Origin of the sequence: Allobosea sp. (assembly GCF_048595345.1) — a bacterium.
Classification (GTDB): domain Bacteria; phylum Pseudomonadota; class Alphaproteobacteria; order Rhizobiales; family Beijerinckiaceae; genus Allobosea.
This window is the reverse complement of the sequence record NZ_JBMDWH010000166.1, coordinates 1-26,038: the sequence shown is the minus strand read 5'-3', so window position 1 is coordinate 26,038 and position 26,038 is coordinate 1. Positions and strand designations below refer to the sequence as shown.

The 26,038-nt window shown below is 67.5% G+C and carries 21 protein-coding genes and 1 pseudogene; 13 read left to right on the top strand and 9 right to left on the bottom strand.

The features are described from left to right. A partial coding sequence (gene uvrB / locus ACOJTB_RS15240) for an excinuclease ABC subunit UvrB (protein WP_420103376.1) occupies nt 1-2,181 on the bottom strand: 2,181 nt, incomplete at its 3' end. Between the two features lie 161 nt (nt 2,182-2,342). Between uvrB and ACOJTB_RS15235 the strand changes: the two genes are divergently transcribed. Then, the gene (locus ACOJTB_RS15235) at nt 2,343-3,500 is read left to right on the top strand and encodes an N-6 DNA methylase (RefSeq protein ID WP_420103375.1); all 1,158 of its coding nucleotides are present in this window, start codon (nt 2,343-2,345) and stop codon (nt 3,498-3,500) included. Further along, the gene (locus ACOJTB_RS15230) at nt 3,467-5,584 is read left to right on the top strand and encodes a type ISP restriction/modification enzyme (protein ID WP_420103374.1); all 2,118 of its coding nucleotides are present in this window, start codon (nt 3,467-3,469) and stop codon (nt 5,582-5,584) included. The genes ACOJTB_RS15235 and ACOJTB_RS15230 overlap by 34 nt, the downstream gene beginning before the upstream one ends. Here ACOJTB_RS15230 and ACOJTB_RS15225 read toward each other — a convergent pair whose 3' ends face one another. From ACOJTB_RS15225 to iolG, 5 genes are all read right to left on the bottom strand, one after another. Then, nucleotides 5,585-5,926 (bottom strand): hypothetical protein, encoded by a 342-nt coding sequence (locus ACOJTB_RS15225; protein WP_420103373.1) that lies wholly within the window; start codon nt 5,924-5,926, stop codon nt 5,585-5,587. Further along, nucleotides 5,923-6,144 carry a hypervirulence associated TUDOR domain-containing protein gene (locus ACOJTB_RS15220; RefSeq protein WP_420103372.1) on the bottom strand — a complete coding sequence of 74 codons (222 nt, stop codon included), beginning with the start codon at nt 6,142-6,144 and terminating at the stop codon, nt 5,923-5,925. Before ACOJTB_RS15220 ends, ACOJTB_RS15225 begins: the two co-directional genes overlap by 4 nt. Before the next feature lie 80 nt (nt 6,145-6,224). Further along, nucleotides 6,225-7,445, bottom strand: a complete 1,221-nt coding sequence (locus ACOJTB_RS15215) for a TIGR03862 family flavoprotein (protein WP_420103371.1) — start codon at nt 7,443-7,445, stop codon at nt 6,225-6,227. Next, on the bottom strand, nt 7,438-8,220 hold the full coding sequence (locus tag ACOJTB_RS15210; protein WP_420103370.1) for an inositol monophosphatase family protein: 783 nt from the start codon (nt 8,218-8,220) through the stop codon (nt 7,438-7,440). The genes ACOJTB_RS15215 and ACOJTB_RS15210 overlap by 8 nt, the downstream gene beginning before the upstream one ends. Further along, nucleotides 8,217-9,218 carry an inositol 2-dehydrogenase gene (gene iolG / locus ACOJTB_RS15205; RefSeq protein WP_420103369.1) on the bottom strand — a complete coding sequence of 334 codons (1,002 nt, stop codon included), beginning with the start codon at nt 9,216-9,218 and terminating at the stop codon, nt 8,217-8,219. Before iolG ends, ACOJTB_RS15210 begins: the two co-directional genes overlap by 4 nt. Before the next feature lie 561 nt (nt 9,219-9,779). Here iolG and ACOJTB_RS15200 point away from each other — a divergent pair. The 7 genes from ACOJTB_RS15200 to ACOJTB_RS15170 all read left to right on the top strand — a co-directional run bounded on the left by ACOJTB_RS15200 (nt 9,780) and on the right by ACOJTB_RS15170 (nt 18,514). Further along, nucleotides 9,780-11,567, top strand: coding sequence for a peptide ABC transporter substrate-binding protein (locus tag ACOJTB_RS15200; RefSeq protein ID WP_420103368.1), 1,788 nt, complete (start codon nt 9,780-9,782; stop codon nt 11,565-11,567). 320 nt (nt 11,568-11,887) lie between these two features. Continuing rightward, nucleotides 11,888-12,847 carry an ABC transporter permease gene (locus tag ACOJTB_RS15195; RefSeq protein ID WP_420103367.1) on the top strand — a complete coding sequence of 320 codons (960 nt, stop codon included), beginning with the start codon at nt 11,888-11,890 and terminating at the stop codon, nt 12,845-12,847. Next, complete coding sequence (locus tag ACOJTB_RS15190) at nt 12,813-13,751, top strand: ABC transporter permease (RefSeq protein WP_420103366.1); 939 nt, start codon at nt 12,813-12,815, stop codon at nt 13,749-13,751. The genes ACOJTB_RS15195 and ACOJTB_RS15190 overlap by 35 nt, the downstream gene beginning before the upstream one ends. A gap of 20 nt (nt 13,752-13,771) precedes the next feature. Then, nucleotides 13,772-15,622: an ABC transporter ATP-binding protein gene (locus ACOJTB_RS15185; protein ID WP_420103365.1), complete on the top strand. Its 1,851-nt coding sequence runs from the start codon at nt 13,772-13,774 to the stop codon at nt 15,620-15,622. A 142-nt stretch (nt 15,623-15,764) separates the two neighbouring features. Further along, nucleotides 15,765-16,478 carry a L,D-transpeptidase gene (locus ACOJTB_RS15180; RefSeq protein WP_420103364.1) on the top strand — a complete coding sequence of 238 codons (714 nt, stop codon included), beginning with the start codon at nt 15,765-15,767 and terminating at the stop codon, nt 16,476-16,478. A gap of 216 nt (nt 16,479-16,694) precedes the next feature. Beyond that, on the top strand, nt 16,695-17,093 hold the full coding sequence (locus tag ACOJTB_RS15175) for a hypothetical protein (protein WP_420103363.1): 399 nt from the start codon (nt 16,695-16,697) through the stop codon (nt 17,091-17,093). Nucleotides 17,094-17,158: 65 nt separating this feature from the next. Further along, nucleotides 17,159-18,514 carry a PepSY-associated TM helix domain-containing protein gene (locus tag ACOJTB_RS15170; RefSeq protein WP_420103362.1) on the top strand — a complete coding sequence of 452 codons (1,356 nt, stop codon included), beginning with the start codon at nt 17,159-17,161 and terminating at the stop codon, nt 18,512-18,514. 81 nt (nt 18,515-18,595) lie between these two features. Here ACOJTB_RS15170 and ACOJTB_RS15165 read toward each other — a convergent pair whose 3' ends face one another. After that, nucleotides 18,596-19,378, bottom strand: a complete 783-nt coding sequence (locus tag ACOJTB_RS15165) for a DUF4394 domain-containing protein (RefSeq protein WP_420103361.1) — start codon at nt 19,376-19,378, stop codon at nt 18,596-18,598. A gap of 166 nt (nt 19,379-19,544) precedes the next feature. On the opposite strand from ACOJTB_RS15165, the gene ACOJTB_RS15160 reads away from it, so the two are divergent. Continuing rightward, on the top strand, nt 19,545-20,105 hold the full coding sequence (locus ACOJTB_RS15160; protein WP_420103360.1) for a sigma-70 family RNA polymerase sigma factor: 561 nt from the start codon (nt 19,545-19,547) through the stop codon (nt 20,103-20,105). Then, a complete protein-coding gene (locus tag ACOJTB_RS15155; RefSeq protein WP_420103359.1) occupies nt 20,102-20,812 on the top strand; it encodes an anti-sigma factor in 711 nt (236 codons plus the stop codon). Before ACOJTB_RS15160 ends, ACOJTB_RS15155 begins: the two co-directional genes overlap by 4 nt. Nucleotides 20,813-20,837: 25 nt before the next feature. On the opposite strand, the gene ACOJTB_RS15150 is transcribed toward ACOJTB_RS15155, so the two are convergent. Further along, nucleotides 20,838-22,877 carry an NAD(+) synthase gene (locus tag ACOJTB_RS15150; protein WP_420103358.1) on the bottom strand — a complete coding sequence of 680 codons (2,040 nt, stop codon included), beginning with the start codon at nt 22,875-22,877 and terminating at the stop codon, nt 20,838-20,840. Nucleotides 22,878-23,063: 186 nt separating this feature from the next. Between ACOJTB_RS15150 and ACOJTB_RS15145 the strand changes: the two genes are divergently transcribed. Both ACOJTB_RS15145 and ACOJTB_RS15140 read left to right on the top strand, forming a co-directional pair. Continuing rightward, on the top strand, nt 23,064-24,722 hold the full coding sequence (locus ACOJTB_RS15145; RefSeq protein WP_420103357.1) for a GMC family oxidoreductase: 1,659 nt from the start codon (nt 23,064-23,066) through the stop codon (nt 24,720-24,722). A 195-nt stretch (nt 24,723-24,917) separates the two neighbouring features. After that, nucleotides 24,918-25,442, top strand: a complete 525-nt coding sequence (locus tag ACOJTB_RS15140; protein WP_420103356.1) for a hypothetical protein — start codon at nt 24,918-24,920, stop codon at nt 25,440-25,442. Between the two features lie 3 nt (nt 25,443-25,445). Here ACOJTB_RS15140 and ACOJTB_RS15135 read toward each other — a convergent pair. Further along, nucleotides 25,446-26,038 (bottom strand): annotated as a pseudogene (locus ACOJTB_RS15135) (arsenite efflux MFS transporter ArsK); the annotation flags it as partial.

The following is a 26,038-nucleotide window of genomic DNA, read 5'->3' as shown; positions in this document are numbered from 1 at the left end:
CTTGATCGTCTGCGGGGTGATGCCGTTCGCCTCGTTATAGGCGAGCTGCTTCTCGCGGCGGCGATTGGTCTCCGCCATCGCCCGCTCCATCGAGCCGGTGACGTGGTCGGCATAGAGCACGACCTTGCCGTCGACGTTTCGCGCGGCGCGGCCGATGGTCTGGATCAGCGAGGTCTCGGAGCGCAGGAAGCCTTCCTTGTCGGCGTCGAGAATGGCGACGAAGCCGCATTCGGGAATGTCGAGGCCCTCGCGCAGCAGGTTGATGCCGACCAGCACGTCGAAGGCGCCCAGGCGCAGATCGCGCAGGATCTCGATGCGCTCGATCGTGTCGATGTCCGAGTGCATGTAGCGCACGCGCACGCCGTTCTCGTGGAGATATTCGGTGAGGTCCTCGGCCATGCGCTTGGTCAGCACGGTGACGAGCGTGCGATAGCCCTTTTCGGTGACCTCCTTCACCTCGTCGAGCAGATCCGCGACCTGGTGCTTGGCGGGGCGGATCTCGACCGGCGGGTCGATCAGCCCGGTCGGGCGGATGACCTGCTCGGTGAAGACGCCGCCGGTCTGCTCCATCTCCCAGCCGCCGGGCGTGGCCGAGACATGCACCGATTGCGGGCGCATCGCGTCCCATTCCTCGAAGCGCAGCGGCCGGTTGTCCATGCAGGAGGGCAGGCGGAAGCCGTATTCGGCCAGCGTCGCCTTGCGGCGGAAGTCGCCCTTGTACATCGCGCCGATCTGCGGAACCGTGACATGGCTCTCGTCGGTGAAGACGAGCGCGTTGTCGGGCAGGTATTCGAACAGGGTCGGCGGCGGCTCGCCCGGCTTGCGGCCGGTGAGATAGCGCGAATAGTTCTCGATGCCGTTGCAGGAGCCGGTGGCCTCGATCATCTCGATGTCGAAGGTGGTGCGCTGGTCGAGACGCTGCGCCTCGAGGAAGCGGCCCATGCGGTTCAGCTCGTCGAGGCGGCCGCGCAGCTCCTCCTTGATCGACTTCACCGCCTGCGTCAGCGTCGGGCGCGGCGTGGTGTAGTGCGAATTGCCGTAGACCTTGATGAATTCGAGCTCGCCGGTCTTCTGCCCGGTGAGCGGATCGAATTCGTGAATGCTCTCGACCTCGTCGCCGAACATTCCGATGCGCCAGGCGCGGTCCTCATAGTGGGCCGGGAACAGCTCGATCACGTCGCCGCGCACGCGGAAGGTGCCGCGGGCGAAGTCGTGCTGCGTGCGCTTGTATTGCAGGGCGACCAGATCGGCGATGAGCTGGCGCTGCTCGATGCGCTCGCCCAGCTTCACCGAGAAGGTCATCGCCGTATAGGTCTCGACCGAGCCGATGCCGTAGATGCAGGAGACCGAGGCGACGATGATGACGTCGTCCCGCTCCAGCAGCGAGCGCGTGGCCGAATGGCGCATGCGGTCGATCTGCTCGTTGATCGAGGATTCCTTCTCGATATAGGTGTCCGAGCGCGGCACATAGGCCTCGGGCTGGTAGTAGTCGTAATAGGAGACGAAGTACTCGACCGCGTTGTCGGGGAAGAAGCTCTTGAACTCGCCATAGAGCTGCGCCGCCAGCGTCTTGTTCGGCGCCAGGATCAGCGCCGGGCGCTGCGTCTCCTCGATCACCTTCGCCATGGTGAAGGTCTTGCCCGAGCCGGTGACACCGAGCAGCACCTGGTCGCGCTCGTGGCGGCGGACGCCGTCGACCAGATCGGCGATGGCGGTAGGCTGGTCGCCCGAGGGGGAGAACTCCGACTGCATCTTGAAGGCGATGCCGCCTTCCGACTTCTCCGGCCGGGCCGGGCGATGCGGCGTCCAGGGCTTGCCCTGCTGGATGAAGGGGCTGCCGGTCTCCAGCAGCGCCTGCAGCGAGGTGGCGGTCGCGGCCGCCGCGCCCTCGGCGCCGATGAAGGCGGAATCGGCCTTCTTCGACATCTTGCGCTTGGGCCGCTCCTCGCCGCCGGGGCGCTCCAGCGAATAATCCGGCTTCGGCTCGTAGCCGGCCTGAGGCCGGTCGCTGAAGCCGGAGGCACCGCCCGGCACCGCCGTGCCGCGGTTGATCGCCGGGTTCAGCAGATCGGCGAGATAGCCCTCCAGCGGCTTCAGCGCGGGCTTGGACGCCTTGGAATTGGGCGTGCGCGCGCTGGCGGGCTTTTTGGCGGGCTTGGGCTTGGCGGGCGTCTCGGACATCGCGGCAATATGGGGCGTCTTCGCGCCGCGCGCGAGGGGCAACCGCGCAAGACGGGCGCGCTGGTGACGGGAGGTGGCAGGAGGGGGCTCCCCGGGCTGTCCGAACGCCACGCCCCATCGCCCGATTGCCTTCGCACCGCCGCTCTGGCTAGCTGCCGCGCATGAGCCAGATCCTCGTCCAAGCCTATCTCAACGAAATCGACCGGGTCAGGAAGTTCTCTGGCTCCACCACCGAAAACAACATTCGGGAAGCCTTCAAGGACCTGTTGAAGGCTTGGGCGAAGCAGAACCATCTGCACTTCGTCGCCGAGCTTGCCTTCGAGTCCGCCCAGAAGAACCGGATCGTTCCCGACGGCACCATCCTGCACGATCTGCGCGTGCCGCTGGGCTATTGGGAGGCGAAGGACACCGCCGACGACCTCGACGAGGAGATCCGCAAGAAGCTCGCCAAGGGCTACCCGCAGGACAACATCATCTTCGAGAATTCGGCCACCGCCGTTCTGATCCAGAACCGGCAGGAGGTGATGCGCTGCGCGATGACGGACGTGGCGCAGCTCGGCAAGCTCGTCGCGCTGTTCTTCAGCTATGAGCGGCAGGAAATCCGCGAGTTCCGCAAGGCGGTGGCGCAATTCCGGGCCGATCTGCCGGAGGTGCTGAAGGCGCTGCGGGGCAAGATCGACACCGCCTATCGCGAGAATCCGGGTTTCATCGCTGCTGCCGAGGCCTTTCTGGCCCAGGCCAAGCAGACCATCAACCCGATCGTCTCCGAGGCCGATGTCCGGGAGATGCTGATCCAGCACATCCTGACCGAGGAGATCTTCGCCAACGTCTTCAACGACAGCGATTTCCACCGCGAGAACAACATCGCCAAGGCGCTTTACGGGCTGGAGGCGAAGTTCTTCACCGGCGGCGTCAAGAAGGACACGCTGAAGGCGCTGGAGCCCTATTACGCCGCGATCCGCGCCAATGCGGCGCAGATCACCAGCCATGCCGAGAAGCAGACCTTCCTGAAGGTGATCTACGAGACCTTCTACAAGGTCTACAACCCGAAGGCGGCGGACCGGCTCGGTGTGGTCTATACGCCGAACGAGATCGTGCGCTTCATGATCGAGGGCGCCGACTGGCTTTGCCAGAAGCATTTCGGCAAGGCGCTGATCGACCGCGACGTCGAAATCCTCGACCCCGCCACGGGCACCGGCACCTTCATCTGCGAATTGCTGGAGCATTTCCGCGGCCAGCCGCAGAAGCTGGCGCATAAATACAAGGAAGAACTGCACGCCACGAGGTGGCGATCCTGCCCTATTACGTCGCCAACCTGAACATCGAGGCGACCTATGCAGGAATCATGGGCGGCAAGTACGAAGAATACCCCAACCTCTGTTTCGTCGATACGCTCGACAATGTTGAAGGCCTCGGCATCCGATCCGGCTACCAGCACGAGATGTTCGGCGCGCTGTCGGCGGAAAACGTCGTTCGCATCAGACGCCAGAACGGGCGCAAGATCTCCGTCGTGATCGGGAACCCCCCGTACAATGCCTGGCAGGAAAACTTCAACAACCGCAACCCGAACCGGGCCTATCGCCGGATCGACCAGCGCATCAAGGACACCTATGTCGCCAAGGGCACGGCGCAGAACATCAACTCCGTCTACGACATGTACACCCGCTTTTTCCGTTGGGCCTCGGACCGGCTTCATGACGATGGCGTGCTGGCGCTGATCACCAACCGCAACTTCATCGAGAAGGCCGCCTTCGACGGCTTCCGCAAGGATGTCGCCAGCGAGTTCAACGAGATCTACCTGATGGACCTTGGCGGCGACGTCCGCGCCAACCCGAAGTTGTCAGGCACCAAGCACAACGTCTTCGGCATCCAGACCGGCGTGACGATTTCGCTGCTGGTCAAGCGCAAGGGACAGAAGGGCTGCAAGGTCTTCTATGCGCGGCGGCCGGAGGACGACACGGCCGAGGACAAGCTGGCCTTTGTTGGCTCGCAAGCCGCGCAGTCTTTGACTTGGCAGCGTGTTGAGCCGGACCCCAAGGGCAACTGGCTGAACCAGACGGATAATGACTGGGACAGTCTCGTCCCGCTCTGTTCAAAAGAGGAAATGAAGGGAAAGCGCGGGCGCCAACGCGCTATATTTACACTTTTCTCGAACGGGGTAAAAACCCAGCGGGATGAGTGGGTTTATGATTTTAACAAGTTATCGCTTGAGAAGAAGATAATATATTTTTTGGATATATACGAGGATACGCGCATAAACCCTCATAGCGCGGGCCGCGATCTTATAAAATGGGATGCCGAACTAGAAAAACATGCACGTAATAATGTAATAAAAATATTTTCTCGTAAAAATATATGGCGCTGCTCATATCGACCTTTCGTTTCAGCAAACATTTATTTCGACAGGCACATCAATGGTCGAACATATCAACTGAAATATATGTTCGATGGAACCACGTTTAATCCTACGATTACTTATCTGAACCTAGGCTCAGATAACCCTCTGGCGGCGTTAGCGACTAATGTAATATTTGATCTCGGTCTCTTAAAGCAAGGCAACGGCGGAACCAATCAGGGCGTCTCCCGCTATCGCTACACCCCGTCCGGCGAGCGCCTCGACAACATCACCGACTGGGCGCTGAAGGAGTTCCACAAGGCCTATGGCAAGGACGGGCGGACCCGCCCGTCATGGTCGGGCTCGTCCCGACCATTCCCGTCTTCGCCGGGCGAGGACGGTGTTCAAGACGTGGATGCTCGGGACAAGCCCGAGCATGACGGGGAGGGTGACGGCACTCATCCGTCTGCTTCGCAGACACCTTCTCCCCCGAAGGGAGAAGGAAAAAGCAAGCGCGCCCTGACCAAGGACGACATCTTCCATTACGTCTATGGCGTGCTGCACGACCCTGTCTATCGTGAGACCTATGCGCAGAACCTCAAGCGCGAGTTTCCGCGCATTCCGTTCTATCCCGATTTCTGGCGCTGGGCCGGCTGGGGCGAAAGGCTCATGGCGCTCCATATCGGCTATGAAAGCGTCGAGCCCTGGCCCTTGCAGCGGCTCGACATGCCCGACGAGAAGGCCCGCGCCGCCGGCGTGACGCCCAAGACCATCCTGAAGGCCGACCGCGACAACGGCATCATCGTGCTGGACAGCGAGACGCAACTCTCCAGCGTGCCGCCGGAGGCGTGGGCCTACAAGCTCGGCAACCGCTCCGGCCTCGACTGGGTGCTCGACCAGCACAAGGAAAAGACGCCGAAGGACCCGACCATCCGCGAGAAGTTCAACACCTACCGCTTCGCCGACTACAAGGAGAAGGTGGCGGACCTGCTGATGCGCGTGACGCGGGTCTCTGTCGAGACCGTCGCGATCACGCAGGCGATGGCCGCGCTGAAGCGGACCGACTGATCACGCCCGCTTCTTCTCGCCCTCGGCCTGCTCCAGCTCGGTCTTCTTGCGTTCGCTCCAGGCCTTGCCCTCGTCGCCGCCCCAGAGCAGCCAGGCGATCCAGCCGGCTGAGGGGTTTTCGGCATCGCCGAAGCCCTTGGCCTGCCTGTCCACCGCGTGGCGGGCGAAATAGCTCGCCATGCGGCGCACCGTGTCGGGGCTCAGCGTCTTGCGGTGGCTGAGATCGCGCGCGCGGGCGACGCCGATCTGCGTGCCGCCGCGGTTGAATTCCTGCCGCAGCTTGAGGCCTTTGGCGGCCGCCTTGGCGACGCTCTCGGGCGGGGTGAGGTCGATATGGCTCATTGCACCCGCTCCAACTCGGTATGGGATTTGAGGGCGCGGCCGCCATCGGACTGGCTGACGAGATAGGCGGGCTTCTTCTGCGAGGCGTTGCGGCGGATGCGCGTGCCCTTGATGGTGCGGCTCACCGGCTTGGTGAAGACCTCCTCGATGCGCCCCTTGGCGCGGTTTTCGCCCCAGGCCCAGCTCACCTCGGTGCCCTTGCGCATCGTCGTCGTCATCGCGTCGCTCTCCCTGATCTGGAGGGGCAACGCGGCCGACCGGCGTTCGGTTTCGGTGATGGCGCCGCGCGCCTTGCGCGTCAGCCCGCCCCGGCCAGCCAGGCCTCGATGCCGGCGGCGGCGGCGTGGCCCGTCGCGAAGCAGCCCTGCAGCAGATAGCCGCCGGTCGGCGCTTCCCAGTCCAGCATTTCGCCGGCCACGAACACGCCCGGCAGCGCCTTCAGCATGAAACGGTCATCGACGGCTTCGCGGGCGATGCCGCCGGCGGTGGAGATGGCGCGGGCGAGCGGCATCGGGGCGAGGAGCCGCAGCGGCAGGGCCTTGATCAGGGACGCGAGCGCCTCCGGCGCCTCCGGCAGCGGGCCAGGCTCGCGCAGCAGCGCGACCGCGACGGGGGACAGGCCGGCGGCCTTGCGCAGATGGTTGCTCAGCGTCTCGCCCTTGCGGCGCCGGCCGAGCCGGCCGGCGAGATCGGCGGGCGACAGATCCGGCCGCAGGTCGAGCCGGATGGTGGCGGCACCGTCCCGCGCGATGGCCTCGCGGATCGGGGCCGAGAGCGCATAGACCGCCCCGCCCTCGAGGCCATGCGCGTCGATCATCGCCTCGCCGGTGCTGCGCTCGTCGCCGAGGGCGATCGCGATGCGCTTCAGCGGCTGGCCGGCGAAACGCTCGCGCAGCACCAGCGACCACGCGACGACGAAGCCGGCATTGGCGGGGCGCAGCGGCGCGACCGGCACGCCCCGGCCCGCGAGCAGCGGCACCCAGCCGCCATCCGAGCCGAGGCGCGGCCAGCTCGCCCCGCCCAGTGCCAGAAGCGTGGCGTCGGGGCGCAGCGTCTCGCTCCCTCCCGAGGGCAGCCGGAAGGTCAGAGCGCCGGCCTCGTCCCAGCCGGTCCAGAGCCGGCCCGTGCGCAGGGTGACGCCGAGCCCGGCGAGGCGGCCGAGCCAGGCGCGCAGCAGGGGCGAGGCCTTCATCGCGCGCGGAAACACCCGGCCGCTCGAGCCGATGAAGGTCTCGGCGCCGAGCCCGTCCGCCCAGTCGCGGAGCGCCTGCGGCGGGAAGGCGTCGAGGGCCGGGGCGAGCCAGTCTCGCGCCTCGCGGTAGCGCGTCAGGAAGGCGTGCTGCGGCTCGGAATGCGTCAGGTTCAGCCCGCCGCGGCCGGCGAGCAGGAATTTGCGCGCGGGCGAGGCCATGCGCTCATGGATCGTGACGCGGTGGCCGGCGGCGGCGAGCCGCTCGGCCGCGACCAGCCCCGCCGGGCCGGCGCCGATGATCGCGATGCTGCGGCCGGGCTCAGGCAATGCCGGTGATCTCGCCGAGAACGGGCGCCAGAGCCGGGGTGCAGCACAGGATCGGATTGCCGCGCGTCATCCCTTCGCCGGCGAAGAAGTCGCTGACATGGGCGCCGGCTTCCCCGGCGATGACGATGCCGGCGGCCACGTCCCAGGCATTGATGTGCATCTCGGCATAGGCGTCGCTGGCGCCGTTGGCGACATGGCAGAGCCCGAGCGTGCCGGAGCCGGCGCGCCTCACCGCCGCGCCGGCGGCATAGCAGCGGCCGATGATCTCGACATAACGCTCGGCCGGAATGCGGGTCGACCAGCCCAGCTCCACCGAGGCGCGGGCGATGTCCGCCCCGCCCGACACCGCGATCGGGGCGCCGTTCAGCGTCGCGCCGGCTCCGCGCCGGGCGGCGAAGACCTCGCCCAGCGCCGGGGCCGCGACGACGCCGATCTCGGGCTTGCGGTTCACGAGGAAGCCGATCGAGATGCACCAGTTGCGGTCGCCATGGGCGAAATTGGCGGTGCCGTCGATCGGATCGAGAATCCAGACCGCATCGGAGGCGGTGCCGCCGCCCTCCTCGCCGATCACCGTGTCCTCCGGAAAGAGCGCCGAGAGCCGCTCGCGCAGGAAGGCCTCGACCTTCCCATCCGCCACCGTCAGCCAGTCCTGCGCGCCCTTCATCGTGGTGCCGAGGCTCTCGCGCCGGGTGAAATAGCCCAGCGCCAGATGGCTCGCCTCGGCGGCGAGGCCGAGTGCCGCATAATAGCGCAGATCGCGCTCGGCCGGGGTCATGGCGCGGTCTCCGTTTCGATGCGGACGGGCAGCCCGGTCTGGGCCGAACGGGTCGCGGCATCGGCCAGGAGCTGCGCCTTGAGCCCGTCGAGCCCGGTCGGCGATGGCGCGGCCAGGCCCCGGCAGGCGGCCAGGAAGGCGTCGAGTTCGGCGCGATAGGCGGCGGCATAGCGCTCCAGGAAGAAGTTCTGCACCGGATCGGCGCGGAAGCCGGCGGCGGTGGCGCTCTCGACGGTCGTCTCGTGGATGTTGCCGGCTCGCAGCATGCCCTTCGAGCCATGGACCTCGATGCGCTGGTCGTAGCCATAGGTCGCACGGCGGGAATTGCTGATCTGGGCGATGCGGCCCGAGGCCGTCTTCATCACCACGGCGGCGGTGTCGACGTCGCCGGCCTCGCCGATCGCCTTGTCGACCAGGGCCGAGCCCAGCGCGAAGACCTCGACCGGCTCCTCGCCGAGGAGAAAGCGCGCCATGTCGAAATCATGGATCATCATGTCGCGGAAGAGCCCGCCCGAGCGCTTCACATAGTCGACCGGCGGCGGCGAAGGATCGCGCGAGATCACCGTCACGATCTCGATCTCGCCGGCCTCGCCCGCGCGCAAGCGCTTTTCCAGCGCGGCGAAGTTCGGGTCGAAGCGGCGGTTGAAGCCGATCATCAGCGGCCTGCCCGAGCGCTCGACCGTAGCGAGACAGCGCCGGATGCGGGCGGCGTCGAGATCGACCGGCTTTTCGCAGAAGACCGCCTTGCCGGCCTGGACCGCCTGCTCGATGAGATCGGCATGGGTGTCGGTCGGGGTACAGACCAGCACGGCATCGATGGAGGCATCGGACAGGATCGCTTCCGCGCTCGCCGCGCGCGCTCCGGTCTCGGCGGCCAGCGTCTCTGCCGCCTGCGGCAGCGCATCGGCCACCGCGACGAGTTCGGCATTCGCCCGCGCCGCGACATTGGCGCCGTGGATGCGGCCGATCCGCCCCGCGCCCAACAATCCGATCCTCATGGCCGTGCCACCTTCCCGCCCCTCGTCGCTCTGGCGAAGCTTTAGGCCATTGCGCGCCATTGCGGAACCGGCATTCCGCGTCTGGAATTCCTGGACCACAGCGCGTTCCGCCGGCAGCCGGGGGCGGGCGATCACGAAAGACGGACCGCGAGACGGGACGGCGCCGGACGAAGGCCTAGAAGCTAAGCAGAGAAAGCCTAGCACTTAGGCAGAAGCAGATCAGCTGCGGCGCCCCGGGAATCGAGCGGCGGTGAAGCGACCCGCGATCACGAGAAGAGTCGCCGCGCCGGTGCCGATTGATCCTGAGCACCCCTGTGGACAGCAAATAAAACGATTCGATACACCTCGCTTTGTCGCATAAAAATTCAAACACATCTGTTCCGGCGCCAATTCATTGCGCGGCCCTGTGATCCCGGCTCCGTTGTCCCGCAGCCGGGGCGCCTGTGACGCGCTGCACAGTTGACGCTTTTGTTGGCACATGCCTTGCTGAGGCCTTCACCAATAAGCGGCGCGAACGCGCCGGGGAACCGTTTGCGGCCTACACAAGTGGAGGTTTTCTCGATGAACGATACCGAAATCCGCGGCATGATCGCGGATGTGAAGGAGGGTTCGCTGTCGCGTCGCTCCTTCATCAAGAGGATGGCGGCTGTCGGGATTGCGGCCCCGATCGCCAGCCAGATCCTCGCCTGGAACGATGTCGCGATGGCGAATGCCACGCTGCAGTACAAGCCGACCAAGGCGGGCGGCGCAGGCCCGCTGAAGATCCTGCTCTGGCAGGCACCGACACTGCTGAACCCGCACTTCGCCTCCGGCACCAAGGACCAGATCGCGTCCCGCATCTTCTACGAGCCGCTCGCCGGCTGGGACAAGGAAGGCAACCTCATCCCGTGCCTGGCCGCCGAAGTGCCGACCAAGGCCAATGGCGGCCTCTCCGCCGACGGCACCACCGTGACCTGGAAGCTCAAGCCGGGCGTTAAGTGGCATGACGGCAAGCCCTTCACCGCCGACGACGTGGTCTTCACCTGGGAATACGCCAAGGACCCGGCGACGGCCGCCTACACCACCGGCTCCTACAAGGACATCAAGGTCGAGAAGGTCGACGACCTCACGGTCAAGGTGATCTTCCAGCAGCCGACGCCGTTCTGGGCCGACCCCTTCGTCGCCACCGTCGGCCAGATCCTGCCCAAGCACCGCTTCGCCGATTATGTCGGCGCCAAGTCGCGCGAGGCCCCGGACAACCTCAAGCCGGTCGGCACCGGCCCCTACAAGTTCACCGACTTCAAGCCGGGCGACATCCTGACCGGCGAGCGCTTCACCGACTACCACATCAAGAACCAGCCGGCCTTCGACTCGATCGAGGTCAAGGGCGGCGGCGATGCGGTCTCGGCTGCGCGCGCGGTGCTGCAGACGGGCGAATATGATTACGCCTGGAACCTGCAGGTCGAGGAAGAAGTCCTCAAGCGCATGGAGACCGGCGGGCGCGGCAAGACCAGCGCCGTGGCCTCGGGCGACATCGAGTTCATCATCCTCAACACCACCGACCCGAACACCGAGGTCGACGGCGAGCGCTCGAGCATCAAGACCAAGCACCCGACGCTGTCCGACCCGGCCGTGCGCCAGGCGATCAACCTGCTGATCGACCGCGACTCGATCCAGAAGTTCATCTATGGCCGCGGCGGCACCGCGACGGCGAGCTTCGTCAACGAGCCCAAGCAGTTCAAGTCGACGAAGCTCAAATACGAGTTCAACATCGAGAAGGCGAACAAGATCCTCGACGACGCCGGCTGGAAGAAGGGCTCGGACGGCGTTCGCGAGAAGGACGGCAAGAAGCTGAAATACGTCTACCAGACGTCGATCAACGCGCCGCGCCAGAAGACCCAGGCCATCATCAAGCAGGCCTGCCAGAAGGCCGGCATCGACCTGGAGCTGAAGTCCGTCACCGCCTCGGTGTTCTTCTCCTCGGACGTCGGCAATCCGGACACCTACACCAAGCTGTACTGCGACATGGAGATGTACACCACGACGCAGCCGCAGCCCGATCCGGAGCGCTTCCTCAACCAGTTCGTCTCCTGGGAAATCGCGACCAAGGAGAACAAGTGGCTGGGCCGCAACGTCTCGCGCTATTCCGACCCGGAGGCCGACAAGGCCTACAAGGCGGCGCAGGGCGAACTCGATCCGGCCAAGCGCGCCGCGCTGCTGATCAAGGTCAACGAGATCTTCTGCGAGGCCAACGTCATCCTGCCGCTGCTCTCGCGCACCCGCGTCGCCGCGGCGGCGAACACCCTGATGCACGACCATTCGGGCTGGGACGTCGACAGCTGGAACATCGCGGCCTGGTATCGCAGCTGAGCGCAACCTGGGCCGCTGCGCACCGCGACGAGCGGGGCGCGGCGGCCGAGAGCGGGGGGCGGGCCAAGCCGGTGACAAGACGCATCACGGAACAGGCGCGGCGGCGCCGGCCCGGGTCATCGCGCGTCCCCATGGATGCGATCGCGATGCGCCCGGCGATGGCCGGGGCAGCGGATCGACCGAAAGGCGGATTGCGCTTTTCGGGTCCGGGGCAGCGGCGTTCCTGAGGGCCTTTCGAACCGACCGGGCGGCGCGACAGCGCCCGGTCGGTGCTTCAGCGTTCGGTCTGCGGCTCCCGAGCCGCTCATTCGAGAGTATTCATGGCGACATATCTGATACGGCGGCTTCTCATCGCCATTCCAAGCCTGCTCGGCATCAGCCTCATCCTGTTCACGGTGCTGGCGCTGGCGCCGGGCGATCCGTTTTCCGAGATGGCGACGAACCCCAACGTGCCGCCGGAGGTTCGCGAGGCGATCCGGGCCAGCTTCGGCCTCAACGACCCGATCCTGGTGCGCTATCTGCGCTGGCTCTCCGCCATGGTGCAGGGCGATTGGGGCTTCTCCTTCGCCAGCCGCATCAATGTCGACAAGCTGATCCTGCAGCGGCTGCCGACCACCCTCTTCGTCGTCGGCTCCTCGCAGATCCTGGCGCTGTGCGTGGCGCTGCCGGTCGGCATCTATGCCGCGACGCGGCCCTATTCGGTGTTCGACCAGATCGCCAACACGCTGGCCTTCGTCGGCTTCTCGCTGCCGACCTTCTTCACCGGCCTGCTGTTCATCCTGGTCTTCTCGGTGTCGCTGGACTGGTTCCCCTTCGTCTATCGCTCCGACATCGCGGCCACGGGCTGGCGCTGGTACTGGGAGATGTTCCGGCAGGCGATCATGCCGATCACCGTGCTGGGGCTGTTCCAGGCGGCGTCCTACACCCGCTATGTCCGCTCCTCGGTGCTGGACGTGATCCGGCTCGACTACGTCACCACCGCGCGCGCAAAGGGTCTGAGCGAGCGCAGGGTCACGCTGCGCCACATCACGCGCAACGCGCTGATCCCGGTCGTCACGCTGGTGGCGCTGCAGATGCCGGCCGTCTTCGGCGGCGCGCTCGTCACCGAGCAGATCTTCCGCGTGCCCGGCATCGGCTCGCTGCTGATCGACGCGATCCTCGCCAACGACACACCGGTGATCATGGCGGTGACCTTCGTGTTCGCCTGCCTCGTGGTCCTGTTCAACCTCATTGCGGATGTCCTTTATGGCTGGCTCGACCCTCGCATCTCCTTCAGCTGACCCCGTGGTCGCGGCCCCGGCCACGGCCGCGGTGTCGCCGGGGCGCGAGACCTGGCGCCGCTTCCGGCGGCACAAGCTCGCCATGATCTCGAGCTTCGTGCTCACCTTCCTGGTGCTCGGCGTCGTGATCGGACCGTGGTTCTGGACCATTCCGATCAACGACATCGACTTTTCTGCCCAGCTCCAGGGCCCGAGCTGGTCGCACCCGCTGGGCACCGACGATCTCGGGCAGGATCTGCTGGCCCGCATGATGTATGGCGGGCGGATCTCGCTGGCGGTGGGGCTGGCGGCCATGGTGGTCGCGACCATCGTCGGCATCATCGTCGGCGCCTTCGCCGGCATGTCGCGCAAATATGCCGATCCGGCGCTGATGTGGGTGACGGACCTGTTCCTGTCCCTGCCGCAGCTGCCGCTGCTGCTGCTGGTGATCTATCTCTTCCGCGAGCAGCTGAAGGCCCTGTTCGGGGTCGAGGGCGGCGTCTTCGTGCTGATCGTCGTGGTCATCGGCGGCCTGCGCTGGATGCCCGTGGCGCGGCTGGTGCGGGCGCAGTTCCTCTCGCTGCGCGAGAAGGAATTCGTCGAGGCCGCGCGCGCCCAGGGCGCGACCAAGATGCGCCAGATGGTGGCACATATCCTGCCCAATGCGCTGGGTCCGGTCATCGTCGCGGCGACGATCGAGGTCTCGGCCGCGATCATCGCCGAATCGACGCTGTCCTTCCTCGGCCTCGGCTTCCCGCCCGATATCCCGACCTGGGGGCGGCTGCTCTTCGACGCCAAGGACCATCTCGATTCGGCGCCGCACTGGGCCCTGTTCCCGGGCGCGGCGATCTTCCTGACGGTGCTTTCCATCAACTTCATCGGCGACGGGCTGCGCGACGCACTCGATCCGCGCCGCGTCATCTGATCCAGAGAAGGACCCCGACCATGACCTCTCCGATCCTCTCGGTCTCCAACCTCACCACCTCCTTCCGCGTCGAGGGAAAGTGGAAGTCGGTGGTGCGGAACATTTCCTTCGACATCATGCCGAAGGAGACGCTGGCGGTGGTCGGCGAGTCCGGCTCGGGCAAGAGCGTGACCGCGCTCTCGATCATGCGGCTGACCCCGCCGCAATCGAGCAAGATCGAGGGCTCGATCAAGCTCAACGGCAAGGAGCTGCTGACGCTGCCGGATTCGCAGATGCGGCATATCCGCGGCAACGAGATCGCGATGATCTTCCAGGAGCCGATGACCTCGCTGAACCCGGTGCTGACCATCGGCTTCCAGATCGCCGAAGCGCTGATCCTGCATCGCGGGCTCTCGCGCTCGGAGGCCGAGGCCGAGACGATCCGCCTGCTGGAGAAGGTGCGCATCCCGGCGGCGAAGTCGCGCTTCCACGAATATCCGCACCGCTTCTCGGGCGGCATGCGCCAGCGCGTGATGATCGCGATGGCGCTGGCCTGCAAGCCCAAGCTCCTCATCGCCGACGAGCCGACGACCGCGCTCGACGTGACGATCCAGGCGCAGATCCTCGAGCTGATCAAGCAGCTTCAGGACGAGGAGGGCATGTCGGTGCTCTTCATCACCCACGACATGGGCGTGGTCGCCGAGATCGCTGACCGCACGGTGGTGATGTATAATGGCGACGAGATCGAGACCGGCCCGACCGAGGAGATCTTCCACAACCCGCAGAAGCCCTACACCAAGTCGCTGCTCTCGGCCGTGCCGAAGCTCGGCTCGATGATCGGCAAGGCCCGGCCGATGCGCTTCCCCGTCGTCGACAAGACGACCGGCGACAGCGACGTGCCCGTCGAGGTGCCGGACACCGTCAAGGCGGCCGAGCGGCCGGTGCTGGAGGTCTCGGGGCTGACCACCCGCTTCGAGATCCGCGGCGGGCTGCTCTCCTCGGTCAAGGGCCGGGTGCATGCGGTGGAGAACGTCTCCTTCAGCCTGAAGGCCGGCGAGACGCTGGCGCTGGTCGGCGAATCCGGCTGCGGCAAGTCGACCACGGGCCGCTCGGTGATGCGCCTGATCGAGCCGCTGGCCGGCTCGGTGCTGCTCGACGGCGTCGACGTGCTGAAGCTCAGCCAGCATGACCTGCGCGAGCAGCGCAAGCGCATGCAGATGATCTTCCAGGATCCCTTCGCCTCGCTGAACCCGCGCATGAATGTCGGCACCGCGATCGCCGAGCCGCTGCTGATCAACAACCTCGCCAGCCGCTCCGAGGCGCGCGACAAGGTCGCCGATCTGCTGAAGCGCGTCGGCCTCTCGCCCGACATGTCCAACCGCTTCCCGCATGAGTTCTCGGGCGGCCAGCGCCAGCGCATCTGCATCGCGCGGGCTCTGGCGGTGGAGCCCAGGCTGATCGTGGCGGACGAGGCAGTGTCGGCGCTCGACGTCTCGGTGAAGGCGCAGGTGGTCAATCTGATGCTCGACCTGCAGGCCCGCATGGGGCTGGGCTATCTCTTCATCAGCCACGACATGGCGGTGGTGGAGCGCGTCAGCCATCGCGTCGCGGTGATGTATCTCGGCGAGATCGTCGAGATTGGCCCGCGCGAGGCGATCTTCCAGAACCCGCAGCACCCCTACACCAAGCGCCTGCTCGCCGCCGTGCCGATCGCCGATCCGGCCCGGCGCCTGGAAAAGCGCCCGGTCTCGAACGACGAGATCAAGAGCCCGGTCCGCGCCCCCGATTACGAGCCGCCGGCGCGCCAGTATCGCGAGGTCTCGCCGGGCCATGCGGTGATGGTCTGGGGCGAGGAGTGGGAGAAGAAGGAGCCGGCCGCCGTCGCGGCCTGAGCCTTCTCCTTTCCGCTTTCGCAGATGACGGGACCCGCGGCGCGAGCCGCGGGTTTTTCGTTGCCGCGATCGCGCGGCCTTCGTTCACCCCGCCGTAACCTTAATTTCCGATAGGAGAGGTGAACCGCTCCGAGATCCCGCCATGCTCGACCGCCGCGCCTTTTCCTTCGCCGCCCTGACCGCCAGCGCCGCCGGCCTCGCCGCCTGTTCCTCGGCCAGCGTCATCGGCCTGCCCGGCCCGGCCTCGGGCCCCGCGCCCTCCGCGCGGCGCCAGTCGCGCACGCTCTCGAAACCGAATTACGCCGAGGTCTATGCCAGCTATCCGGGCGAGCGCTTCGCGATCCTGGCTTTCGACTATGGCAAGGTCGATCCGCGCTATCTCCGGCAGACCGTGGAATTTCCCTGGAAAGAGCCGCCGGGCTCGATCGTCGTCGATCCGGGCTCCTATCACCTCTATTACGTCGAGGCGGCGGGGGTGGCGACGCGCTATGGCGTCGGCGTCGGCCGCGAGGGCTTCGGCTGGTCGGGCGCGGCGCGCATCAACATGAAGCGCGACTGGCCGGATTGGGTGCCGCCGCGTGAAATGATCGAGCGCCAGCCGGAGATCCGGGCCCAGCTCGAACAGACGCCGCGCGGGCTCGGCGTGCGCGGTGGGCCGAAAAGCCCGCTCGGCGCGCGCGCCATGTATCTCTTCGGCGAAGGGCGCGACCTCGGCTACCGCATCCACGGCACGCTGGAGCCGGAGACGGTCGGCTCCAACGTCTCCTCCGGCTGCGTGCGGATGATCAACCAGGACATCGCCCATCTCTATGCCCGCGTCGCGCTGGGCACGCCGGTGACCGTGCTGCCGGTGTAGCGCCTTCCCATATCGCTCGGGACCACGGCGTCCTCCCGTGCCAGCCCGGGATCCATCGAAGAGCGCCTGAGGCCCATCACGGATCCGGATCGGCGCGGCTGCGCGCGGGCGTCGCACTCTCGCGGCCCTGTTTCATGCCACCGCCCGGTTCCGCCCGGCCACAAAGCGCGTTAAGGCTTGCGGCAGTGTGGTGACATCCGGGCGTATCGACACGGCATGATGACGTTCTGCCGCAAGCTGAAGCGGATCGGCGGGCCGGAGCTGTTGCTGCTCCTGGCCTTCGCCGTGCTCGCGCGCTTCGTCGGCCCCGTCATCGGGATGCCGCCGCGGGAGGGCTTCATCCCGCTCTGCTCCGGCATCGACATCGTCTACATCGCCATCGACCATGGCGGGGACGCAGCCCCGACGCCGGCCGAGGATGAAAAACGGCCGCGGGGCGACCATATCCCCTGCCCCTGGCTCGGCCCGCTGCTCGCGCTGCTGCCGCTTCTCGCGGCGCTGCTGCTACCGGCCTCCCGCCCGTCGCTGCCCCGGCCCAGGCCGGACAGCCGTTTCATCCCGGCGCGCCCGCCGAGACTCTTCCACGCACGCGGACCTCCCTTCCTCCCAGCCTGAAGCCGTCACCCATGGCCGAGCGCGTCTCGGCCGGTTTCTTAACGCTGATTTTCGAGGTTCGTTTCATGTCGACCACGTCTCGCGACGGGGCCATCGGCTCCGTGCTCTATCGCGCCCTCTGGCGCTGGCATTTCTTCGCCGGGCTCCTGATCCTGCCCTTCGTCCTCCTGCTCTGCGTCACGGGCTCCATCTATCTCTTCAAGAACAGCATCAATGACGGGCTGCACGCCGAATTGAGGCTGGTGGAGCCGCAGAGCGGCCCCGCCCTGGCGCCCTCCACCCTCGTCGCCGCGGCCCTGACGGCCCATCCCGGCAGCTTGCGCGGCTATAATCCGGCGCCCGCACCCGACCGCTCCGCCGAGGTGAGGATCACCGGTGCGGACGGCGTCAAGGACACCGTCTATGTCGATCCCTTCAGCGGCAAGGTGCTGGGCACGCTGTGGGATGCCGGCGCCGCCGGCTCGCCCATCATGTATACCGTGCGCAAGCTGCACAGCCTCAAATCGGTCGGCTGGGCGGCCGAGCGCATCATCGAGGGCGTCGCCGGCTGGATGGTGCTGATGACGGCGTCCGGGCTCTATCTGTGGTGGCCGCGCGGGCGCAAGAGCGGGGTCGTCTCGGTGCGCGGCACCCCGGCCAAGCGCGTCTTCTGGCGCGATCTGCATGCCGTGACCGGGCTCGTCGTCGGCGCCTTCATCGTCTTCCTGGCGATGACCGGCCTGCCCTGGTCGGGTTATTGGGGCAAGAAGTTCTACGACTATTCCTACTCGCTCGGTCTCGGCATGCCGGACGGCTACTGGAGCAAATATCCGGTTTCGACCGTGCCGCTGAAGGAGGTCGTCGATCGCGCGCCCTGGGCGATCGAGAACCAGCCCGTGCCGCTCTCGCGCAGCGCCGCCGGCGTGCCGGCCAAGCTGGACGACGTCGTTCGGACCCTCGACCGGCTCGGCATGGCGCCGGGCTATGCGATCAGCATCCCGACCAAGCCCGACGGTGTCTTCACGGCGTCCGTCTATCCCGACGACATCCGGCAGGAGCGCGTCGTGCATCTCGACCAGTATAGCGGAGAGGTGCTCTACGACATGGGCTTGCAGGATCTCGGCCTGCTCGGCCGCGCCGCCGAATGGGGCGTCAGCATCCATATGGGCCAGGCCTTCGGCCTCGCCAACCGGCTGGTGCTGCTGGCGGCCCTGGCCGGGATCGTGCTGCTGGCCGTGTCGGGCTGCGTGATGTGGTGGAAGCGCCGCCCCGCAGGCGGGCTCGGCGCGCCCACGCTGCCGGAGGGCAAGACGGTTCCGGTGCCGCTGCTGGCGTTCGCCCTGGCGACCGGCCTGTTCTTCCCGATGGTCGGGCTCTCCATGCTCGCCTTCCTCGTGATCGAAGGGGCGAGCTACGGCGTGAGGAGCCTGCGGACAGCGTGAAGACGCCTGCGCCGGAGCCGACCGGCCCGGGCCTCCACAAAAGCGGGAGCAGCCGCGAGGGCTGCTCCCTGCCCTTCTGCCTTACATCGCGGGCAGAACGGCGATGTCGCGGATGGCGGCGGACAGGCCGGAGATCTTGCCGGCCGAGGTCGCCTTGCCGGTCATGAGATCGACCTTGTAGAGCGTGCCGTCGCCGAGCAGCCAGCCGGTGTTGGTGCCGTCGGCGGCGGTCTCGATGTCGAAGGCGATCGCCTTGGGCATCACGCCCAGCTTGCCGACCGCGCCGAGCACGCCGTCATTCGGCGGCGCCTGCTTGATCAGCCCGCCGATGGTGGCGTCGATGTCGTAGAGCGTGGTTTCCTTGGTGCCCTTGACCGAGTTGGTGTAGGCGCCCGCCACGATCTTCGGCGCTTCGCCCTTGTGCATGTCGGTCTCGGCGAATTTCAGCTTGCCGTCGACGGTCGTCTTGCCGTCCTCGACATTGACGCGAAGATTGGTGCCGTCGGAGCCGATCACCCGCAGACGGTCGGCGGCCGGGTTGAAATCGACCGTGGCCATGGCGCCGGCCGAGAGGACGGTGTCCATCTTCGACTTCATCGTCGCCTTGCCGGCCTTGTCGACGGTGTAGATCGTGCCGTCCACGGTGAGGGCATAGAGCATGCCGTCGGCCGGACGCACATCGATGCCGGCGAGCTTGCCCGAAATCCCGGTCACCTTCATCGTCGCGCCCGCCTTCTGCGTGGCGGTGTCGATCATGGTCAGCGTGTCGTCGCCGCTGAGCGCGACGAGATTGGCGGCATGGGCGGCGGCGCCGCCGGCGAGGAAGGTCGAGAGGGCAAGGGCGAAACGGATCGTCTGGGTCATGGCAATCTCCGGTTCTGTCGCCGCGACGGTGCGGCATCACGAAGCGGGTAGAGCCGGGCGGCGGCCCTGGATGCGCCCGAAAAAATAAATCTCCGGGCTGCATCCAGCGGGCCGGCGAGCGCGTAACCTGCAACTGGCGGCACGCTGCCCGCGAAGAGGAATTCGGATGGCCGGCGTCGGCGCGACAGCTGCGGAGGCGAGCATCGAGCAGGCGCTCGCTTCCTGCGCCAAAGGCGATAAATCGGCTCTGCGCTGCATCTATGAGCGGGAGTGCCCGCGTATGCTGGGTGTGGCGCAACGCATTCTGAGGCGCCGGGCCCTCGCGGAGGAAGCGGTGCAGGACGCCTTCATCCTGATCTGGCGCCATGCCGACCGGTTCGATCCGGCGCGCGGCTCCGGCCTGACCTGGATCTATGCGATCCTGCGCAACCGCGCGCTCTCGATCCTGCGCGACGAGAAGCGCGTCGATCTCGAGGAGAGCCCCGTCACCCAGGAGGTGCCGAGCGAGGAGGACGATCCGGAAACCGTGATGGCGAAGCTCTCCGATGCCCAAGCGCTCAAGGCCTGCCTCGGCGCGCTGCCGCCGCAGCGGCGGGAGATGGTGCTGCTCGCCTTCGCCCAGGGGCTGAGCCATGGCGAGATCGCCGGCCGGCTCGGCATGCCGCTCGGCACGATCAAATCCTGGATCCGCCGTTCTCTGATCGCGCTGAGGGAGTGTCTCGGATGACCGATGCGACGGATCGGGACGCGCTGGCCGGCGAGTATGTGCTCGGCCTGATCGAGGGCGAGGAGCGGGTCGTCTTCGAGCGGCGGCTGGAGCGGGACCCCGCGCTCGGCGCGGCGGTCGAGCGGTGGCGGACGCGGCTGGCGCCGATCGACGCGACCGCGACTCCGGTGACGCCTCCGCCAGGGCTGTGGCCGCGCATCGAGCAGGGGCTGGGCGCGCGGGCCGCACAGCGCTCGCGCCCCTCGCTCGGCGAGCGTCTCGGCAGCTGGTGGGGCAGCCTGCCGCTCTGGCGCGGCGCGGCGGCTGCCGGCGCCTTCGCCAGCGTGCTGATGGCAGTCGGCCTCGTCGCCAGCCTGAACGCTGCGCGCCGGCAACCGGTCATGGTCGCGGTGCTGCTGACCGAAGCGAACAGCGCCGCCGGCGTGGTCAATGTCTTCGCCGACCGGCGCGTCGAGCTTTTGCCGCTTCAGCAGATCGGCGTCCCGCCGGGCCGGGCGCTGGAGATCTGGACGCTGTGGGACCGCGAGAAGGGGCCGCGCTCGGTCGGACTGATCGACAGCGCGCGGACGGTGCCGCTGCGCCTCGACGATCTCCCGCTCGGCACCGACCAGCTCTTCGAGATCACGGTGGAGCCGGCCGGCGGGTCGCCCATCGGCCGGCCCACCGGCCCGATCGTGGCGAAGGGGCTGACGACCCGGCGGCTGTGAGCGGGCGCCAAGGGCGCAGCCTGTCTCAGTCCGGGATCCGCTCCCAATCCGCCAGCCAAGCCGCCGCCGAGGCGTCGCTCGGCGCGCGCCAGTCGCCGCGGGGCGAGAGCGAGCCGCCGGAGGAAACCTTAGGCCCGTTGGGCATGGCCGAGCGCTTGAACTGGCTGGTCTCGAAGAAGCGGCGGATGAAGACCTTGAGCCAGCGCTTGATTACGGGCAGGTCGTAGGCGAGGCGCTTGGCCTCCTCCATGTTCGGTGGCCAGCGGCCGGCATGCGCGTCCGACCAGGCATGGCCGGCGAGGAAGGCGATCTTGCTCGGGCGGAAGCCGTAGCGCGTGGTGTAGTAGATATTGAAGTCCTGCAGCGCGTAGGGACCGACGAAATCCTCGGTCTTCTGAGCCGGCTTGTCGCCGTCGCCCGGCACCAGTTCCGGCGAGATCTCGGTGGCGAGGATGTCGAGCAGCACGTCGCGCGCCTCGTCGTCGAAGCGGCCGGACTGGGCGACCCAGCGGATGAGATGCTGGATCAGCGTCTTCGGCACCGAGCCGTTGACGTTGTAATGGGACATCTGATCGCCGACGCCATAGGTGCACCAGCCCAGCGCCAGCTCCGACAGATCGCCGGTGCCCATCACCAGCGCGTTGTGCTTGTTGGCGAGGCGGAAGAGCACGGAGGTGCGCGCACCGGCCTGGACGTTTTCGAAGGTGATGTCGTAGAGCGGCTCGCCCCTGGCGAAGGAGTGGCCGATATCGACGAGCATCTGCCGGCAGGCCGGGGTCATGTCGATCTCCTCGGCTCTGACGCCGAGCGCGCGCATCAGCCGCCAGGCATTGTCCTTGGTGCCCTGCGAGGTGGCGAAGGCGGGCAGCGTATAGGCGAGGATGTTTTCGCGGGGCAGACCCAGCGCATCGAAGGTGTGGGCCGCAACGATCAGGGCCTGCGTCGAGTCGAGCCCGCCGGAGACGCCGATCACCACCTTGTCGAGCTTCGTCGAAGCGAGGCGCTGGCGCAGCCCGTGCGACTGGATGTTGTAGGCCTCGAAGCAGAGCTCGTTCAGCTTGGCGTCGTCGCTCGGCACGAAGGGGAAGCGCTCGACCGCACGCGCCAAGCCGAGATCGCGCTCGCGATCGGGCTTCAGCTCGAAACCGATGCGGCGGAAATCGAGCCGGTCGCGATGGGCGTCGATGCTCTCGCCGAAGGTGTTCTGGCGGATGCGGTCCATCACCAGCCGCTCGAGATCGATATCGGCGAGGATCAGTTGCGGTTCGTCGGCGAAACGCTCGGCCTCGGCCAGCAGCGCGCCGTTCTCGTAGATCATCGCCTGCCCGTCCCAGGCGAGATCGGTGGTGGATTCGCCGGTGCCGGCGGCGGAATAGGCATAGGCCGCGATGCAGCGGCCCGATTGGGCCTTGCAGAGCGCATGGCGCCATTCCGACTTGCCGATGGTGACGTTGGACGCCGAGAGGTTCAGCAGCACGGTCGCGCCGGCCAGCGCCGCATAGGAGGAGGGCGGGATCGGCGTCCAGACGTCCTCGCAGATCTCCATATGGACGACGAAATCGGGAATATCCGTCGCAGACAGCAGGATATCGGGACCGAAGGGCACCTCCTGCCCGCAGAGATCGACAGAAAGCGCAGCTGTGCGCTCGCCCGAAGCGAATTGGCGGCGCTCGTAGAATTCGCGGTAGTTCGGCAGATAGATCTTGGGCATGGCGGCCAGGATGCGGCCGCGATGAATCGCGAGCGCGCAATTGAACAGGCGGCCCTCGACCCGCAGCGGCGCCCCGACCACGGCGATGCAGGCCAGCGTGCGGCTCTCCTCGACGAGGCGTGCCAGCGCGGCCTTCACCGCATCCAGCAGCGGATTCTGCAGCAGCAGATCGTCGATCGCATAGGCGCTGATGCCGAGCTCGGGGAACAGGCAGAGCGAGGCGCCCGCCTCGTCCGCGCGCTGCCACATCTCCAGCGTCCGTCCGGCATTGAAGGCGGGGTCGGCCACCTTCACCCGCGGCGCGGCACAGGCGATGCGCACGAGACCATGCTCATGGATGTTGCGGAAGTTCATGGACACTCCGTCTCGCCGATGCCCGCTTATCGCGCGTGTGCCGGAGCCCGGCAAGGCGGGAGGCCGCGCGACGGCCGCGCCCTGCCGGCATGAGCCGATCGTCGCATGGCCGCGCCGGACCGGCAGGGGTTATCCCTCGCAGGGCGAGCGCGGCGCGTTGAGCCGCCGATGATCCGGGACACGCCGATGACCGACTCCACCGACCGCCGCCTGATCGGCCGCTTCGACCATGTGGTGATCGGCGCGGGCTCGGCCGGCAGCGTGGTGGCGAGCCGGCTCGCCGCCGATCCCGCGCGCAAGGTTCTGGTGCTGGAAGCCGGCGGCAAGGACGACTGGATCTGGCTGCACATCCCGGTCGGCTATCTCTACGCCATCGGCAATCCGCGCGCCGACTGGCTTTTCAAGACGGAGCCGCAGGCGGGCCTCGGCGGGCGGGCGCTGGCCTATCCGCGCGGCAAGGTGGTCGGCGGCTCATCGGCGATCAATGCGATGATCTATATGCGCGGACAGGCGGCCGACTATGACGGGTGGCGCCAGCTCGGCCTCACCGGCTGGGGCTGGGACGATGTGCTGCCTTATTTCCTGAAGCATGAGGACCATATCGCGCCGCCGCCCGGCGGGCTGCACCGCTCCGGCGGGGAGTGGCGCGTCGAGAATCCGCGCGTGCGCTGGGCGATCCTCGACGCGATCCGCGATGCGGCGGAGGCGGCGGGCATCCGGAAGATCGCCGACTTCAACACCGGCGACAACGAGGGCAGCGCCTATTTCCAGGTCAACCAGCGGCGCGGACGGCGGCTTTCGGCCTTCAACGCCTTTCTGAGGCCGCTGCTCGACCAGCGCGACCGCACCAATCTGCGGCTCGAGACGCGCGTCCATGTCGAGCGGATCGTGTTCGAGAACGGGCGGGCGGTGGCGGTGGAGTTCACCCATGGGCTCGGCACGCCCAGCGCGGAGAGGCTCAGGGTCGAGGTCGATGGCGAGGTCGTGCTGAGCGCGGGCGCCGTCGCGACGCCTGCCCTGCTCGAGCGCTCGGGAATCGGCGGCGGCGAGCGGCTGCGCGGGCTCGGACTCGATGTGGTGAAGGATGCGCCCGGCGTCGGCGAAAACTTGCAGGACCATCTGCAGATCAGGCCGGTTTACAAGGTCCACGGCATCCGCACGCTGAACGGCGACTATGCGAAGCTGTGGCGCCGGCCGATGATGGCGCTGCAATGGGCGGCCCTGCGCTCCGGCCCGCTGACGATGGCGCCCTCGCAGGTCGGCGCCTTCGTCAAATCCTCGCCGGACTATGCGACGGCGAACCTGCAATATCATTTCCAGCCGCTCTCGCTGGACAGCTGGGGCTCGGGGTTGCACCCGTTCGACGCCTTCACCGCCAGCGTCTGCAATCTCAGGCCGACGAGCCGCGGCAGCGTGCATCTGCGCTCGGCCGATCCCGGCGAGGCGCCGGTGATCGCGCCGAATTATCTCGATACGGAGGAAGACCGCCGGGTCGCCATCGACGCGCTGAAGCTGACGCGGCGCATCGTGACGCAGGCGCCGCTCGCCCGCTACCGGCCGGAAGAGCATTCGCCGGGCGCAGTTGCGCAATCGGACGAGGCGCTGCTGGCGGCGGCGGCGCAGCTCGGCACCACGATCTTCCACCCGGTCGGGACGGCGAAGATGGGGCGCGATGACGATGCCATGGCCGTGCTCGACGAGCGGCTCAGGGTGCGGGGCGTCGAGGGCCTGCGCGTCATCGACGCCTCGGTGATGCCGGCCATCACCTCCGGCAACACCGCCAACCCGACGATGATGATCGCGGAGAAGGGAGCCGCGATGCTGAAGGAGGATGGGCGGGGTTGATTGGGTATCCTCGGGTCGTCCCGGACAAGCGGCGCCAGCCGCGCCGATCCGGGACCCATTCCGGAACGCTTCGCGGCAAGGTTCCGGCATGGATCCCGGGTCTATCCTACGCTTCGCCCGGGATGACAGCGCGCCTTGGCGATGACGGGGTTCGGCCTTGAAACGCGCGAGATCCGCGCCCTAATCTCTCCCGCCATGCCGGAACCCATCGCCCCTCCCCCGCCGCCGCGCCATCTCGCCCTGCGCGGCTTGCTCGCGCTGCTGCGCGGGGTACTGACCGTCTTCGTGGTGCTCGACGAGCTGCTGCGACCGCTTTACCGGCCGCTGCTGCGCCGGATCGCCGCTCTTCGGGTGATGAAGCGGCTGGAGGAGGCGGTGGCGAGGCTGCCGCGCCATCTCGTGCTGGTCGCGCTCGCCGTGCCCTTCGCCATCGCCGAACCGCTGAAGCTGTTCGGCCTCGTGCTGTTCGCGCGGGAGCAGTTCTGGGCCGGCCTCGCCGTCACCGCCTTCGCGCATCTGATGAGCTTCGTCTTCGTCGAGCGCATCTACGAGGCCGGGCGCGAGAAGCTGCTGACCTACCCCTGGTTCGCCTGGGTCATGGGCCAGATCACGAGGGTGCGCGACAAGGTGCTGGGCTGGGTGCGCGGCACCGCCGCCTATGCCGCCGCCATGCGGGCCCGCGACAAGGCCCGCGAGTGGTGGCGCACGGTTTCCGCCTGAGACTCAAGTTTTGCCGGCTCGGGAGAGCGCGAACAGGGCGGCGGCCGCCAGCGCCGAGACGGCGGCGAGCAGCAGCGTCGAGGCCGCCACGCCCACCCGTTCCAAACTTACCGCGAAGACGAGCGGGGCGGCCGCCTTGACCACGAGGCCGGGCGCCGAGAGCCGGCCCATCGTCGCGCCGAAGCCGGCCGGTCCGAAGAGCTGGAGCGGCACCGTGCCGCGCACGATCGAACTCAGCCCCATGCTGATGCCGAAGGCGATGGCGAAGGCGCCCGCCACCGCCGGCAAAGCGCCGCCCGCCAGCAGCAGCACGAGCCCGACCGGCATCAGGCAGGCGGAGACCCAGGCCGTCGTCACCGGCGGCACGGCTCGGCCGAACAGCATCTCGACGAGGCGCCCGGCCACCTGGGAGGGGCCGAGCATCGCCCCGACCGCCACCGCGACCGCGGCGGGCAGGCCGAAACCCTGCAGCAGCGCCAGCATATGCACCGCCATGGCCGACACGACGAAGCCCTGCAGCGAGAAGGCGAGGGCCAGCAGGAGAAAGGCGCGGCGCCGGGCGGGCCCCGTCAAGAGGGCGGGCGCCTCGGGCGGCG